The 15,737-nt window shown below is 69.0% G+C and carries 13 protein-coding genes; all 13 read left to right on the forward strand.

Annotation, left to right across the window (positions count from 1 at the left end):
• Position 1 precedes the first annotated feature (1 nt).
• The 13 genes from QO010_RS04365 (at position 2) to QO010_RS04425 (ending at position 15,734) form a co-directional block, all read left to right on the forward strand.
• Positions 2 to 1,549 carry a GMC oxidoreductase gene (locus QO010_RS04365; protein WP_307346438.1) on the forward strand — a complete coding sequence of 516 codons (1,548 nt, stop codon included), beginning with the start codon at positions 2 to 4 and terminating at the stop codon, positions 1,547 to 1,549.
• Positions 1,550 to 1,635: 86 nt separating this feature from the next.
• Positions 1,636 to 2,775, forward strand: a complete 1,140-nt coding sequence (locus tag QO010_RS04370; RefSeq protein ID WP_307346441.1) for an acyltransferase family protein — start codon at positions 1,636 to 1,638, stop codon at positions 2,773 to 2,775.
• Positions 2,772 to 3,749 carry a UDP-glucose 4-epimerase GalE gene (gene galE / locus QO010_RS04375; RefSeq protein ID WP_307346443.1) on the forward strand — a complete coding sequence of 326 codons (978 nt, stop codon included), beginning with the start codon at positions 2,772 to 2,774 and terminating at the stop codon, positions 3,747 to 3,749. The genes QO010_RS04370 and galE overlap by 4 nt, the downstream gene beginning before the upstream one ends.
• Positions 3,749 to 5,278: an oligosaccharide flippase family protein gene (locus QO010_RS04380; RefSeq protein WP_307346445.1), complete on the forward strand. Its 1,530-nt coding sequence runs from the start codon at positions 3,749 to 3,751 to the stop codon at positions 5,276 to 5,278. Before galE ends, QO010_RS04380 begins: the two co-directional genes overlap by 1 nt.
• Entirely contained in the window at positions 5,275 to 6,417 is a 1,143-nt protein-coding gene (wecB, locus tag QO010_RS04385; protein ID WP_307346450.1) for a non-hydrolyzing UDP-N-acetylglucosamine 2-epimerase, read from the forward strand. Before QO010_RS04380 ends, wecB begins: the two co-directional genes overlap by 4 nt.
• Positions 6,414 to 7,643 carry a glycosyltransferase gene (locus QO010_RS04390; protein WP_307346451.1) on the forward strand — a complete coding sequence of 410 codons (1,230 nt, stop codon included), beginning with the start codon at positions 6,414 to 6,416 and terminating at the stop codon, positions 7,641 to 7,643. The genes wecB and QO010_RS04390 overlap by 4 nt, the downstream gene beginning before the upstream one ends.
• Positions 7,644 to 7,720: 77 nt before the next feature.
• Positions 7,721 to 8,959 carry a glycosyltransferase gene (locus tag QO010_RS04395; protein ID WP_307346454.1) on the forward strand — a complete coding sequence of 413 codons (1,239 nt, stop codon included), beginning with the start codon at positions 7,721 to 7,723 and terminating at the stop codon, positions 8,957 to 8,959.
• Positions 8,956 to 10,143: a glycosyltransferase family 4 protein gene (locus tag QO010_RS04400; protein ID WP_307346457.1), complete on the forward strand. Its 1,188-nt coding sequence runs from the start codon at positions 8,956 to 8,958 to the stop codon at positions 10,141 to 10,143. Before QO010_RS04395 ends, QO010_RS04400 begins: the two co-directional genes overlap by 4 nt.
• The gene (locus tag QO010_RS04405) at positions 10,140 to 11,078 is read left to right on the forward strand and encodes a sulfotransferase domain-containing protein (protein WP_307346459.1); all 939 of its coding nucleotides are present in this window, start codon (positions 10,140 to 10,142) and stop codon (positions 11,076 to 11,078) included. The genes QO010_RS04400 and QO010_RS04405 overlap by 4 nt, the downstream gene beginning before the upstream one ends.
• Complete coding sequence (locus tag QO010_RS04410; protein WP_307346461.1) at positions 11,075 to 12,268, forward strand: glycosyltransferase family 4 protein; 1,194 nt, start codon at positions 11,075 to 11,077, stop codon at positions 12,266 to 12,268. The genes QO010_RS04405 and QO010_RS04410 overlap by 4 nt, the downstream gene beginning before the upstream one ends.
• A 2-nt stretch (positions 12,269 to 12,270) precedes the next feature.
• Positions 12,271 to 12,987 carry a class I SAM-dependent methyltransferase gene (locus QO010_RS04415; RefSeq protein WP_307346462.1) on the forward strand — a complete coding sequence of 239 codons (717 nt, stop codon included), beginning with the start codon at positions 12,271 to 12,273 and terminating at the stop codon, positions 12,985 to 12,987.
• Positions 12,984 to 14,603, forward strand: a complete 1,620-nt coding sequence (locus tag QO010_RS04420) for a hypothetical protein (RefSeq protein WP_307346465.1) — start codon at positions 12,984 to 12,986, stop codon at positions 14,601 to 14,603. The genes QO010_RS04415 and QO010_RS04420 overlap by 4 nt, the downstream gene beginning before the upstream one ends.
• A gap of 3 nt (positions 14,604 to 14,606) precedes the next feature.
• Positions 14,607 to 15,734, forward strand: coding sequence for a glycosyltransferase family 4 protein (locus QO010_RS04425; protein WP_307346467.1), 1,128 nt, complete (start codon positions 14,607 to 14,609; stop codon positions 15,732 to 15,734).
• Positions 15,735 to 15,737 lie beyond the last annotated feature (3 nt).

Genomic DNA, 15,737 nt, shown 5'->3' on the forward strand with positions numbered 1-15,737 from the left:
CATGCCTTTCCTTGACGGCAATCGGGATCTTGGCCGGGTCGATCTTGGCGCCTTCGATCATACGATCGTCGGGGCGGGCGCGGCGGGCATTCTGCTGGCCGTTCGCCTGGCGGAAAGCGGCCGCAAGGTCCTGCTCCTGGAGAGCGGAGACATCGCGCCCAGCGACGACCGCGACGCCCTGAACCGGATCGAGCAGTCCGGAAAGCCCCTCTCCAACCCGATCACGACGCGAAGGCGGGCGGTCGGGGGCACCACGATAGCCTGGGGCGGGCAGTCCCTGCCCTTCTCGCCGCTGGATTTCGAGCCGCGCGACTGGGCCCGGAACAGCGGCTGGCCGATCGATTTTCGGGAGGTCGAGCGCTACTATGCGCGGGCCAACCAGTTCATCGGCGTCGACAAGCTCGATTATCGACAAGCCATCGATCGCCGCCTCGGCATCCGGCCGGTGGCGTTCGATCCCGACCTTGTCGACCGGCACTATGCGAAATGGTCGACGGAGCCGAATTTCCTCAAGCGCCATGGCCGCAGACTGAAGGCTGGCGTCACCGTCCTCTACAACAGTCATCTGACGCGCATCGATCTCGACGAGACGGGCGCCGCCTCAGTGATCGAAATCGCCAATTTCAGCGGTCAGCGCCGGGAAGGACGGGTTTCGAACCTCATCCTGGCGGCCGGCGGGATCGAAACGACCAGGCTCCTCCTGCTCAACAACCACCAGGTCGCCGATGGGCTGGGGTCGGGGTCCGGCTGGCTCGGCAGAGGCTTCATGGACCATCCCGCCTGCGACATGGGCGTGGTCGAGACCGGCGACATGCGCCGCCTGCAGTCGGTCCTGGGCGTCCGGTTCCATTGGGGGCGGCTGTATTCGGTCCGCATGAGCGCCAGTCCGCGGTGGCAGCGGGCGAACCGAAAGCTGAACGTCTCCGCCAGCCTGCTCTGGCGGCACGAGGGCGACACGTTCGGACCGTTCGCCGAACTGAGGGAGTTGCTGCGGCAACCCACCCTGAAGCGACTGGCCAGAGTGGGGACCATTCTGGATCAGCTGCTTCCCGGACTCTGGGTGCTGGCGACCGAGGGGGTCGTCTACAAGCCCGGCGCGACGGCGGTGCTCAGCCTGATGGCGGAACAGGAAGCTATCTGCGACAGCCGCATTACCCTCGGACAGGAAACCGACCGCTTCGGCCAGCGCCTGGCCAACCTCGACTGGCGGATCACCGACCTGACATGGGAGACGATGGTGTCGTTCACCGACGCGCTGATCCAGGAACTGTCCCGGCTCGGATTGGGAACGCTCAAGCCTTACGACTATGTGCGGGCTGACAATGCCGACTGGCGAGGGCACGTCGGGGACGTCAATCACCACATGGGCGCCGCCAGGATGAGCGCCCGGCCGGAGGATGGGGTGGTCGATTCGCAACTGCAGGTCTGGGGCATTCCCAACCTGCATGTCTGCAGCACCGCCGTCTTCCCGACCGCATCCCACTCCAACCCCACCCTCAACCTGCTGGCCCTGACCGAGCGGCTGGCCGAAAAGCTGGTCCGCGCTTGAATCGACCGGCCGATGCTCCGGCGCGGCGCTATTTTCCGTGACGGCGCATCGGCCTGCCTTCTATAGAGGCCGGGAGGGGCTTTGAGATGACGACGACCTCCCCGGACGGGGATACAACGCCAGCCATCCCAGCAGCCCCCTGGGGCGCGCGCTACGGCATGGTCGATGGCCTGCGGGCGCTGGCGGCGCTGGGCGTGGTGTTTTCCCATCTGGGCGTTCGGCCGGGATTCGACCTGGGCCACACCTGCGTGCTGATCTTCTTCGTGCTGTCGGGCTATTGCATCTCGGCCTCGTCGGACTCGTGCCGGCGCAACAATGTCCCGGCGACCGGCTACATGTATCGCCGGCTCAAGCGCATCTACCCGCCCTACTTCTTCGCCCTGCTGCTGTTCATCGCCACGCGCCTGGTGAAGATCCATTCCGGCGGGGCCGACCAGCTGCCCGACACGCTGGGCCCCTGGGTCCAGAACTTCACCATGACCCAGTGGCTGACCCTGCTGACGGCGCCGACCTCGCACGCCTTCGCCAATCCGACCCTGTTCGTGGCCGGCTTCTGGTCGCTGAACTACGAGGAGCAGTTCTACATCGTCATGGGCCTGTTGATGTATGCCTCCACCTGGCTCCGGGGCCACATGCTGCTGGGCGTGGCCGGGCTGATGGCCGCGGCTCTGGTCTGGAACATCGTCTTTCCCTCGACGACCTTCGGCTTCTTCCTGGAATACTGGGTGTGTTTCGCGGTCGGGGTGCTGGTCTTCGCCCGGCTGTGCCTTGGCCTGGACAAGCGCGTCGACCGGATGATCGACCTGGGCCTGTGGCTGCTGTTCGCCGGCGCCCTGGTGGCCAATTTCACCATTCGCTTCGAGGGCCGCTCGGCCTATTACGAGTGGATGGTCACCAGCGGCTTCGCCCTGCTGCTGATCTATGCGCGGCGTTTTGACGGGACCTATCGGAGCAGTATTTTCGGCATCGTACTCAGCGCGGCCAGTCTGGCGTCATACAGTCTCTACCTGACGCACCAGATGAACATCACCTCCTCGCAGGTTTTCGCCAACCTGCTGGTCCGGCTGGGACTGCCGCATGGCTCGGAATTCGTGTCCCGGACGTTATTCATGTGCGCCTTCGCGGCGGTGTTCTGGTTCTTCTGTGAGAGGCCGTTCGTGAACAAGCCCCTGAAAGGCCAGACCCGACCCATCGCCCCGACCGACGCCCTGGAAGCCTCCGCATGAGCCGCACCATCCTGGTCACCGGCGGGGCCGGCTATGTCGGTTCGCACTGCTGCAAGGCGCTGGCGGCGGCCGGCTGGACCATCGTGGTCTATGACAATCTCTCGCGGGGCTGGCGCGAGTTCGTCAAATGGGGCCGGCTGATCGAGGGCGATGTCACCGACGCGGCGGCGCTGAAGCGGGCCATGGCCGAGGTTCGCCCCGACGCGGTCGCCCATTTCGCGGCCCTGGCCTATGTCGGCGAGTCCATCGAGCAGCCGGGCGACTACTACCGGGTCAATGCGCTGGGCATGCTGAACCTGCTGGAGGCCATGCGCGAGGCGGGAACCAGCCGCATCCTGTTCTCGTCCAGCTGCGCCACCTATGGCGTTCCAACCCGCCTGCCGATCGACGAGACCCACCCGCAGTCGCCGATCAATCCCTATGGCTGGTCTAAGCTGATCTCGGAAAAGATGCTGGCCGACTATGGCGTGGCGCACGGCATCCGCTCGGTGGCCCTGCGCTACTTCAACGCCGCGGGCGACGATCCCGAGCTGGAGGTGGGCGAAAAGCACGAGCCCGAGACCCACATGATCCCCCTGGCCATCCGGGCGGCCCAGGCCGGCGGCGGGACCTTCAGCATCAATGGCGACGACTTCGACACCGCCGACGGCACCTGCGTGCGCGACTACATCCATGTGCGGGACCTGGCCGACGCCCATGTGCGAGGCCTGGACTATCTGATGAACGGCGGCGGCTCGGACGTCTTCAACCTGGGCACGGGGACCGGCCTGTCGGTCAGCGAGGTGCTGGACGCGGTCGAGCGCTTCTCCAACGCCAAGATCCGCCGCCAGGTCGGCCCGCGCCGGCCGGGCGATCCGGCCGCCCTGGTCGCCTCGGCCGAGAAGGCGCGGCGGGTGCTGGGGTGGACTCCGAGCCATTCCAGCGTCGATGAGATCATCGGCTCGGCCTGGCGCTGGCATCAGAAGGCCGGCTGATGGACGAGGAACTGCCCCCTCCAGCCATGGAAAACCCCCGACTGGACGTCGAGCGCACGCGCAAGACGGTCATCTGGGGCGTGAGCCTGGCGGCGGCGACCAAGGTGGGCTCGATCGCGCTCAGCTTCGTGCTGGCGCGCCTGATCGCGCCGCACATGTACGGCCAGTACGGCACGGTCAGCACCATCCTGCTGTTCGTGATGTCCTTCTCGATGCAGCGGTTCACCGAGAACCTCTTCACCCAGAAGGAGCCGACGCTGGAGCAGTACCACAGCCAGCTGGGCTTTGGGCTGCTGCTGCATCTGCTGCTGTTTACGATCACCAACCTGATCGCCCTGGCCATGTGGTTCTCGCCGACCTTCGCGCCGGTGGCCATCTATCTGCACGCCGCCTCGATCTCGATCCTGCTGAACGTCCCGCGCATCCACTACGCGACCCATCTGCGCTTCGAGCTGATGTTCGAGCGGATCCGGATGCTGCAGGTCGTCTCGTTCGTGCTCTACGCCGCCAGTTCCATCACCCTGGCCCTGAACGGGTTCGGCATCTGGGCTCTGCTGACCCAGAACCTGGTGGTCCCCCTGCCCTTCGTGGTCGCCTATCTCCTGGACGACAAGGCGCTGAGGGGCATGACCTTCCGGTGGAGCGCCTATCGCGGCGCCTTCGGGTTCGGCATCAAGCGCATGGGCGGCGATGTCATGCGCACCGCCCAGCAGGCCATCGAAAGCGTCGCCTTCTCCGCCCTGGTCGGCTTCAGCACCCTGGGCATCTATGTTCGGGCCATGGGCCTGGCCCAGTTCGCCACCATCTGGCTGTCCGACCAGGTGACCGCCGTCCTCTACCCGGCCGTCGCCAAGCTGGAGCCGCGCTCGCCCGACGCCAAGCGGGCCGCAGGCCTGCTGCTGCGGGTGGGCCTCTGGGCGGGGGCCCCGGCCGGGGTGGCGGTGGCCATGGCCAATCATGCGGCCATCCATGTGCTCTATGGCAACCAGTGGCTGGAGGCGGTCCCGCTGGTGCGGCCCCTGCTGATCGCGGCGGTGGTCAGCGGCCTGATCACCATGTCCAACCTGGTCATGCTGACCAACGAAGGCCCCCTGCCCGTCCTGGTGATGGACATCGTCTCGGCGGTGGTCACCCTGGCGGGCCTGGGGGTTCTGGCTCGCTGGGGCATCTACCCTTACGTGCTCTACCTGGCCGGGGCGCATCTGGTCCTGCTGGCGGGACTGATGGGGGTGCTGATACAGCGCGGCGTCATCCTGGTGCGCGACATGGCCCGGGCCACCCTGCCCGGACTTATCCTGATGGCGGCCGGACTCTCGATCGCCGCGATCCCGGCCTATCAGCAGGCCGAGGTCACCCAACCGGTCCTGACCCTGGGCCTGACCGGCCTGGGCTGCGGCCTGACCCTGCTGCTGCTGGCGCGATTCATCGACATGGAGGGACTGGCCCGCATCTGCCGGCTGATGCCCGGCAGCCGCTACCTGTTCCGCCTGCTGCGCCTGGACCCCAGGCTGGCGATCCGCAGCACATGAGCGCCACGCGGCAGCTGATCGTGTTCGGCACCCGTCCGGAGGCTATCAAGATGGCGCCGGTGGTGGCCGAACTGCGCCGTCGTCCGGGCATAGAGACCCTGGTCTGCGTCACCGCCCAGCACCGCCAGATGCTCGATCAGGTGCTGGACATCTTCGATCTCAAACCCGATTTCGACCTGGACATCATGCGCCAGGGCCAGACCCTGGACGATATCGTCACCGGCGTGCTGACCGGGCTGGGGCCGGTGCTGGACAGGGTCAAGCCCGACCGGGTCATCGTCCATGGCGACACCACCACCAGCTTCGCCGGCGCCCTGGCCGGCTTCCACCGCCAGATCCCGGTCGGCCATGTCGAGGCGGGCCTGCGCACCGGCGACCTGACCGCCCCCTGGCCCGAGGAGATGAACCGCCGCTTCGTCGACCTAGTCGCCGACCTGTTGTGGGCCCCCACCGAGCACGCCGCCGCCGTGCTGCGGGGCGAAGGCGCGGCCCCGGACAACATCCTGGTCACCGGCAATACCGTGGTCGATGCGCTGCAGACCACGGTTGGGCGGCTGCGGGCCGATCCGGGCCTGGCCGCCGAGCTGGACGCCAAGGCCGGCTTCACCGCCCTGGGACGGCGGATGATCCTGGTCACCGGCCATCGGCGCGAGAACTTCGACGGGGGCCTGGCCGATGTCTGCGCCGCCCTCGACCGGCTGGCCTCGCGCGGCGATGTCGAGATCGTCTGGCCGGTGCATCCCAACCCGGTGGTCCGCCGCACCGTGGCCGAGCGGATGCAGGCCCGTGACTGCGTCCATCTGATCGCCCCTCAGGACTATCTGGCCTTCACCCGGCTGATGGACCGCTGCGAGCTGATCATCACCGATTCCGGCGGCATCCAGGAGGAGGCCCCCTCGCTGGGCAAGCCGGTCCTGGTCACCCGCGCCCAGACCGAGCGCGGCGAGGCCCTGACCGCCGGCACCGCGATTCTGGTCGGCACGGATACGGCGCGGATCGTGGCCGAGGCCGAGCGGCTGCTGGACGACGCCGGCGCCTATCGCGCCATGGCGGCCCGGGCCAATCCGTTCGGCGACGGCGGGGCGGCGGCGCGCATCGCCGACTCCATCCTGGCCAGGCACGGGGCCGGCGCCGCGTGAGGATCTGTGTCGTCACCTCGGCCGCCGCGAACGCCGAGCCGCGCGGCCCCCACCACGCCGCCGCGGCTCAGGAAGCCTTTCCAGACGCCGAAGTCATCTTCCTGGACCTGCAGCCCCAGGGGGCGACGACCGCCGACCCGCCGGTGCTGACCCAGGCGCCAGGCGTTCGCCGCCTCACCGCGCGCTATCCGGTCCGCGGCGCGGGCGGACTGGCGATCGCCGCCCTGGCCTGGCGACGGTTTCGGGTTCGCCTGGCCCGCGCCTGGTTCCGGCTGACCGGCCAGATCACCGAGGCGCTGTTCGGCGCGCCGGTCATCGGCCTGACCGCCAGGCTCAAGGCGCTGCAGGCCGACCTCTACTACGCGCACAATATCGACACCCTGCTGCCGGCCGCCCGGGCGGCGATGGCCAGCGGCGGGAGTCTGGCCTTCGACAGCATGGAATATCATGCCGACATGGGCGACTCCCAGGCGCCCGAGGAGGCGCGGGCCGTGCCGATCCTGCAGGCGCGCTGGCTGCCGCGCTGCGTGCTGGTGACCGCCGCCAGCGAAGTCCTGTCCGACGTCCTGGCCAGGGAATACGGCATCGCCCAGCCCCTGGCGCTCTACAACACGCCGGCCGTGGAGGCCGACCTCCCCGCCCCGCCCGACCAGGGGCTGTCGCTCTATTGGCGAAACTCGGTGGTGGGGTTTGGCCAGCGGGGCCTGGACGATGTCCTGGTCGCCATGACGCAGCTGCCGGCCGATGTCACCCTGTCGGTGCAGGGGCGTCCCCCTTTCGACGGCGGCGCGGCGCTGGCCCGGCGGGTGGCCGAGCTGGGCCTGGGAGACCGGGTCAGGGTCCTGCCGCCCTACCGTCCTGCGGAGGCGGTGAAACTGGCCGCCGTCCATCATGTCGGCCTCTGTCTCGAGCGCCGTGGTCCGGCCAACCACACCTATACGGTGTCCAACAAGCTGTTCGACTACATGATGGGCGGACTGGCGGTGGTCGTGGCGAACCTGCCCGGCCTGAAGGTCATCGTCGACCGCTCGCAGGGCGGCCTGCTGTTCGAGCCGGGCTCGCCGGGCGATCTGGCGGCCCAGATCCGGCGGCTGCACGCCGACCCCAACCTGCGCGCGCAGTTGGCGGCCAACGCCCGGGCCTTCGCCCTGGCCGAGGGCAATGCGGGGGTTGACATGCAACGGTTCAGGACCGCTCTGAAGGCAGCCTTTCCCCCGCGAGCCTGACCGCCGCCGCCCGCTCGAGCCCTATGCGTCAGCTACTTATCGTTTCACCGCATTTCCCACCGTCAGACGTGGTGGATATGCACCGGGTCAGGACCAGCTGCCGCTACTATGCCGATCACGGCTGGTCGCCGACGGTGCTGGCCGTGCGGCCCGAGGACTGCGGGCGGCTGATCGACGAGCGGCTGACCCAGACCGTGCCCAGCGAGATCCGGATCGTCCGGACGGGCGCCTTCCCCGAGCGCTGGGCTAGGCCGCTGGGGTTTTCGGCCCTGGCTTTCCGCGCCTGGCAGCCGCTGAAGGCCGCCGGCGACCGGCTCATTCGCGAGATCTCGCCGGACCTGGTCTATTTCTCGACCACCGCCTTTCCGGTGATGGCCCTGGGGGACCGCTGGCGGCGCCGCTTCGCCACCCCTTTCGTGCTGGACCTGCACGATCCCTGGTACACGACCCCGCCGAGCGCCACGTCGTTTCGCCGGCCAGGCCTCAAGTCGCGGATGATGTACGCCATCCATCGGCGGCTCGAGGCGCGCGCCATGCGCTCGGTCAGCGGGCTGATCGCGGTCAGCGACCGTTATGTTCCGGCGCTCGAGACGGCCTACCCGCGGCTGGAAGGCGTGCCGCGCGACACCATCCCCTTCGGCATCGAGGCCCTCGACTTCGAGGTCGCCCGGCGGACCGGCAAGCCCGTGTCGTCCGGCTTCGACCGCTCGACGACCAGGCTCGGCCTCTATGCCGGGCGGGTCAGCGACGGCATGCTGCCCACCCTCAAAATGCTGCTGGCGACCCTGGCGGCCGGCGCCGACCGGCCCGCCATCCGCGACTTCCGGCTGGGCTTTCTGGGCACGGGCTACCAGTTGAGCGGCAATCCCCTCATCGCCGCCCCGCTGGCGGACGAAATGGGGCTGCAGGAGGTGGTGCGGGAGCAGCCGGATCGGGTGTCGCTGATGGACAGCCTGTCCACCCTGGCCCAGGCCGATGTGCTGCTGATCCTGGGGTCCGAGGACAAGGCCTACCAGCCCTCCAAGCTGTTCCAGTATCTGGCGACCGACCGCCCGATCCTCTGCGTGGCGGCGGCCGATGCGCCGTTCGCCCGTCAGGTCGCCGGCCTGGACAGCGTCTTCCTGCTGGACAGCGCCCGGCCGCCGCAGGACCAGGTCACGGCGTTGGCCGATTGGCTGGCCAGGGCAGCCGGGCGACCGGTCGAGGCCGAGCCGGGGCGCCAGGTCCTGGCCGAACAGTTCAGCGCCCGGGCGATGGCGGCGCGGGAGTGCGCCCTGTTCGACGCGGCCCTGGCCTCCGCCGGGACGGACCAATGACGAGCACGGCGGTCCCCGAGAACGGCATCCGCGTGCTGGCCCTGCTCAGCGGCGTGGTCATGTACGGCGCCGAACGCGCCAACCTGGAGGCGCTCAACGCGTTGATGGAAAAGGGCGCACGGGTGCAACTGCTGGTCTCCAGCGACCCCTGGGCCGAGCCGATGCGCAAGGAACTGGCGGCGCTCGGCTACGACCTGGCCTTCGCGCCCTACATCACCCCGCCGCGCCCGGACTATCCGATCAACCCGCTGATCAACTTCCCATGGGTCATCGCCCGGGCGAGCCTGGCCTTCCTGAACGCCAGGCGGCGGTTTCGGCCCACCCACATCCTGGCCAACACCCAGCTGAACGTGCTGAGCGTGCTGCCGGCCCTGGCGGTCACCCGCACGCCGCTGGTCTATCGCTGCGGCGACAAGCCGGTCACCCACAACCGCCTCTACAGCCTGGTCTGGCGGTTCATCGTGCGGCGGGCCAGCGCCTTCGTCGCGGTCAGCCGGTTCATCGCCGACAAGATGCGCGAGCATGGCGCGCCGGAGGAAGCGCTGCATGTCGTCTACAGCCGCCCGCCGGCCCGGGTCGTGACCGAGCCCTTCGACACCGCGCTGGTCGAGCCGGGCTGTTTCAACATCATGTTCGTCGGCCAGGTGAACGCCACCAAGGGCGCCGACTGCCTGGTCGAGGCCTTCGAGACGGTCGCGACCCGCCACCCCAACGCCCGGCTGTTCATCGCCGGCCGGGTCTCCGACTGGGTGGGCGACGCCTGGGCCCGCGAGCTGCGCGACGCCACCCTCGCCAAGCCGGACCTGGCCGGCCGGGTGCATTTCCTGGGCTATCTCGAAGATGTCCCCGGCCTCTTGGCCCATGCCGATGTCGTGGCCGCGCCCACCGTGACCGACGAGCCCCTGGCCAATGTGGTGATGGAAGCCAAGAAGGCCGGCGCCCCGACCGTGGTCTTCCGCAGCGGCGGCCTGCCCGAAGTGATCGAGCACGGCGTCGACGGCTTCATCTGCGAGACGCGGACTGCCCAGGCCCTGGCCGACGCCCTGGATGCCTATGTCGCCGACCCGGCCATGGCCAAACGCCAGGGCGAGGCGGCGCGGGCTTCCCTGGCGCGGTTCGGGGTCAACGAGTTCGCCGAGCGCTGGACCGCCATCTACCGCGCCATCCAGAGGCCGGGCCGATGAGCGCGACCCTCGCGGGCCTGACCCTGCCGCCGACCCGCCGTCCCAACCTGCTGGGCATCGGCGCGGCCAAGGCCGGCACCACCTGGCTGGCCGGCCTGCTGGCCGCCCACCCCGACATCTTCATGCCGCCGCAGAAGGAGCTCAACGCCCTGCACTACGGCAATCTGGCGGCGCGGCTGCACGAGTACCAGGCCTATTTCGACGCTGGCGAGACCCACGCCGTTCGCTGCGACTTCTCGGTGCGCTATCTGGCTTCGCCCCAGGCGCCGGCCGCCGCCGCCCAGCTGGCTCCCGACAGCCGCATCCTGGCCATCCTGCGCAACCCGGTCGACCAGCTGCAGTCGCACTACTGGCACCTGCGCCGGCAGAACTTCCATCACCACGCCCCGGTCGACCCCGCCCCCGACCTGTTCCAGGCGCTGGACCGGTTCGGCGATATCCTTCTGGAGCCGGCCCTCTACGGCAAGCATCTGACCCGCTGGCTGGAGCATTTCCCGCGCGAGCGGCTGCTGGTCCTCGATCATGCCGACCTGGCGGGCGAGCGGCTGGGCCCGAGCCTGGAGCGCCTCTGCCGGTTCCTGGAGATCGAAAGCTTCGACTTCTCCGCCGCCGCCGCCGAGGCCTCGGCCGCCGAAAGCCGGGTGGGCGTGCAGCCGCGCGGCGGGCTGGCGGGGTTCCTCTATTCCCGCCTCTATGTCGGGGTGGCGCGCGGCCCTTACCAATGGGCCAAGCAGACCTTCGGCGTGAAGGCCATGGATTCGGTCAAGCGCGGGCTGAAGCTGCGCCAGGCTTCCGAGGCGGTGTTCTTCAAGCCGGGCTATCCCCGCCTGGATGCGACGGATCGGGCGCGGCTCTACGAGCGCATGGCCCCCGATATCGCCCAACTCGAGAGCTTGGGCCTCATCGACACCAGCCGCTGGAAGCCGGCCCCATGAAGCCCCGGCTCGGCATATTGCTGACTCATCCCGTCCAGTACTACAGCCCCTGGTTCCGCGCCCTGGCCCAGGCCAGCGACCTGACCGTCTACTACGCTCATCAGCAGTCGGCCGAAGGTCAGGCCCAGGCCGGGTTCGGCACGGCCTTCGAGTGGGATGTGCCGCTCCTCGACGGCTATGACTGGCATTGGCTGACCAATGTCTCGCGCCGGCCGGGCCTGAGCCATTTCAACGGCTGCGATACGCCCGAGATCGCCCAGATCGTCCGGACCGGCCACTTCGACGCCTTCATCATCTTCGGCTGGAACAAGAAGAGCTTCATCCAGGCCGGCTGGGCCTGCCATCGCAGTGGCACGCCCTGCTTCATCCGGCTCGACTCGCAGCTGGCCATGCAGGCCTCGCCGCTGAAGCGGGCGATCAAGCGGCTGGTCTATTCGGCCATCCTGCCCTGGGCCGCCCATTATCTGACCCCCGGGGTGCGGTCCGACGCTTATCTGCGCCATTTCGGCGTTCCCGAGCGCCGCATCCACCGCCTGCCCCACATGATCGATGTCGACCGCTTCAGCGCCAGCGCCCAGGCGGCGCGGGTCTCCGGCGAGACGGCGGCGCTGCGGGCCCGGCATGGCGCGGGCGATGACGATTTCGTGCTGCTGTTCGCCGGCAAGCTGCTGGCCCGCAAGCGGCCGGGCCTGGTGCTCGAAGCCCTGCGCTGGCTGCGGACCAGCGATCCGAAGGCGGCGGCCAGGCTGAAGGTCTGGCTGGTGGGCGACGGGCCGCTGCGGGGCGAGTTGGAGGCCTTTACCGCCCAGCACGCCCTGCCCGTCAGCTTCCTCGGCTTCGTCAACCAGAGCGCCATTCCCACCGCCTATGCCGCCGCCGACTGCCTGGTCCTGCCCTCGAACGGCGAGGAGACCTGGGGCCTGGTGGTCAACGAGTCCTTCGCCTGCGGCCGCCCGGCCATAGTCTCGATCGAGGCCGGCTGCGCGCCCGACCTGATCGAGGACGGCGTCACCGGCTGGACGCTGCGCCATCCGGACGCCGACGCGCTGGCCAAGGTAATGGCGACCGCCCTCAGAGACGCCCGCCGGCTGCCCAACCAGGGCTTGGCGGCCAAGAACCTGGCCGGTAGCTACTCGACAGGCGTGGCGAGCTTGCTAGAAACGCTGTCGACGCTGAAGGCGAACCCGTGACCATGAGCCAGAGTACGGCGGTTTTCGACAAGTACGAGGCCATGGGCGCCTACCACTGGCGCGAGTGCGACCGCCGCTCCAAGGTCTACAACCCCCCGCTGGCCGCCCGCTACGAGATGGTCCTGCGCCAGGCGCCGCAAGGGCGGGTCCTGGATGTCGGGGCCGGCGACGGCTACCTCTCCGGCCGGCTCGCCGAGCAGTGCCGCGAGGTGGTGGGGTTGGAATACGAGCCATCGGGCGTGGCCCTGGCCCAGTCCATGCTGCAGGGCCGTGGCAATGTCAGCGTCCGGCAGGGCGACAGCTACGCCCTGCCCTTCGAGGACGCCTCGTTCGACGGCGTGGTCATGGCCGATGTCATCGAGCATCTCGACGACCCGGACCGGGCGGTGGCCGAGATGGCCCGGGTCGTGCGCGACGACGGCGTGGTCCTGGTCACCACGCCCCACTGGCGCAGCGACCGGGTCTGGGACGAGCGGCATGTGATGGAATACACCGCCGAACAGCTGCGCGAGCGGATGGCGGCCAGCTTCGCCGAGGTCACCCTGCAGTTCGGCTGGCCCAAGGTCTGGTCCGATCTCTACCGGACGCGGGTCGGCTGGCGGCTGCTGCGCGCGGTCGGACGGCTGGGCGTGAACCCCTTCTTCGCCCAGAGCGACACCGCCGCGGGCCATTACCAGATTCTGGCCATCTGCCGGCGTCCGCGGAGAACCGCCGCATGAGCGACGTCGAACTGGCCCAGGCTTTCGAAGCGTCGGTCGCGCCGCCGCCGCGCGCCCGCAAGGCCAAGGCGCCGAAGGTCAACCTCTATCCGCTGCAACTGCCGCTGTTCCTGGTCGGGCTGGCCTTCGGCTTCGCCGCCCTGGTGCTGCAGGACTGGGTGGTGGCGGTCTGCATCACCACCCTGTTCACCCTGGTCGGCCTGATCTGGCGGGCCGACATGCTGCCCATCCTGCCGGCCTGCATATCCTTCCAGTGGCTGTCGGCGACGGCCGGCTACGTCTACCAGCTCAACACCGGCAGGTTCCCGGGCGGAGGCTACCCGACCTCGCTGCCGATGACCCTTATGCTGGCCATGTTGGGCCTGACCGCAATGGTCGTGGGACTGAGGATCGTCCTGACCGTGTTCAAGACCACGGTTTTTGAAAAGACCCTGGCGACCTCGGCGGCCTATGACCTGCGCAAGGTCTTCATGCTGACGATCGTGCTGTTCGCCGTCTACTACGTCGAGGACATCCTCCCCAAGGACATCTGGTTCGGCGGCGCCCAGATCATCGAGAACATCCTGTCGCTGCGTTTCGTGCCCTATTTCATCCTGCTGGTCGCCGCCTTCGAGCGCGGCAAGGGCTATGGCTATGTGTGGGGCGCGACCGCCTGGGTGCTGTTGCCCGGACTGCTGACCGGTTTCAGTGACTTCAAGGAACTGCTGCTGGTGGTCATCGTGGCCGCCCTGGCCCAGTGGCGGCCCTGGGTGCGCTCACGCCGCCAGGCGCGGGAAAACCGGCGGATCCTGGTGTTTGGAGCGATCGGCATCCTGGTCATCGGCATGTTCGGCATCGTGTGGTCGGGGGGCGTCAAGCGGGAGTGGCGCGACGAAATCTGGCAGGAGACGGTGACCGCCTCGCCCCTCGAACGGATGGAACTGTTCTTCGACGTGGTCGGCCGGGTGCTGCCCAAGCTGGATCTGGCCACGGCGGGCGAGTCCATGGCCGGGCGCATGTCCAGCGGCACCCTGTATTTCTCCTACGTGGTCGATCGCGTGCCCCGGGTCGTGCCGCATGAGAACGGCAAGCTGTTCTCCCTGGCCATCGCCAACGCCACCCAGCCCCGGTTCCTGTTTCCCAACAAGGGCAACCTCGGGGGCGACAGCTGGCTGGTGCGCAAATATGCCGGAGTCAACGCGGCGGGCGATGAGGAAGGCGCCTCGATCGGTCTGGGCTACATGGCCGAGTTCTTCATCGACTTTGGCGTGCTGGGCGTGCTGGTTCTGGGAATATTCTGGGGCGCCTGCGGCGGCGGCGCGATCATCCTGCTGGCCAAGGCCAGTCCATCGCGAGAAATCTTCCTGGCGCTGATGATCGGGCTGTTCACCGGCTATTTCATGGGCTTCGACGGCAACTTCATCAAGATCTTCTCAGGGATGCTGCAGCGGACCCTGGTGGCGGGCGCGGTGATCGCCATCGCCGGACCCCACCTGCAGAAGATGATGCTGATCCGGCGGCCCACCCATCGCCCATCGCCCACGGACGGCGGCCTGCACTACGCCTGGCCCGGCGCCGCCCAGTCGATGTCGCCGCCCATGATCGCGCCCGGCCCCATGGGCCGCGACGAAGCCTGACCGGTGAGCCAGCGGCGCTCCGGCCCGATCCTGTTCTGCGCCACCGGCATCACCGAAACGGTCGGCGGGATCGCCTCGGCCAATCGCAATGTGCTGAACGCCCTGCGGCGGCTGGCGGCCGAGGACGGCCGCGCCGTTCGCACCCTGGTGCTGAACGAGCCGGCCCGGCGCGATGGCGACCACCGGGCGTTCGGCGGCGACAAGATCGGATTTTCCTTTGCCGTCCTGGGCGGGCTGGCCGGCGCGGGGCTGGTGGTGTTCGACCATGTCCGTCTGGCGCTGCCTGTGCTGGCCCTGCCCAGGCCCCTGCGGGCGCCCGTCGTCGTCTGCGCCCACGGCTCGGAGGCCAGCTGGCGCATCCGGCCCGAAAGCATCGCCTGCTACAGGGCCGCGGACCTGGTGCTGGCCAATTCCAGCTTTACCTTGGGTCGCATGCGCGAGCGGTTCGGCGGCGGGCGAGCGGTCGTCTGCCCGCTGGGACTGCCACCGCAGTTCGCCGTGCGGGCGGCCCCTGAGCCGCCGGGCGGAGAAGCCCTGACGCTGGAAGCGGCCGACGGCGCCGCCCGGCCGCTGGGCGGGCAGATGCTGCTGCTGGTCGGCCGGACCGACGCGGGCGAGCAGCAGAAGGGCCATCGCGAACTGCTGGCCGTGATGCCCGAACTGGTCCGCCGGTTTCCGGCCGCCCAGCTGGTCTTCGTCGGCGCCGGGTCCGACCTGTCGGCCCTGAAGGCCCTGGCGGCGGCCTCGCCCGTGGCCGGATCGCTGTTCCTCACCGGCCGGGCCAGCGACGAGCTGCTCGAGCGCCTCTACCGCCGGGCTTTCGCCTTCACCATGCCCAGCGGCCAGGAAGGCTTTGGGCTGGCCTATCTGGAGGCGATGAACTGGGCCAGACCCTGCCTGGCCTGCCATGACGACGGCGGGGCCGACGTGGTCGTCGACGGCGAGACCGGGGTGCTCATCGGCCGGCCGATCGACCTTGCCGAACTGACCGAGGCGATCGGCGGGCTGCTGGCCGATCCGTCCCGGGCGCGGCGGCTGGGCGAAGCCGGATGGCGGCGGTTGACCGAGCGGTTCACCAGCCAGGCGCATCAGGACCGGGTGATGGACCTGTTGCGTCCGCTGCTGGGCTGAGGC

The sequence above is a fragment of the Caulobacter ginsengisoli genome, assembly GCF_030814835.1.
Taxonomy (GTDB): domain Bacteria; phylum Pseudomonadota; class Alphaproteobacteria; order Caulobacterales; family Caulobacteraceae; genus Caulobacter; species Caulobacter ginsengisoli.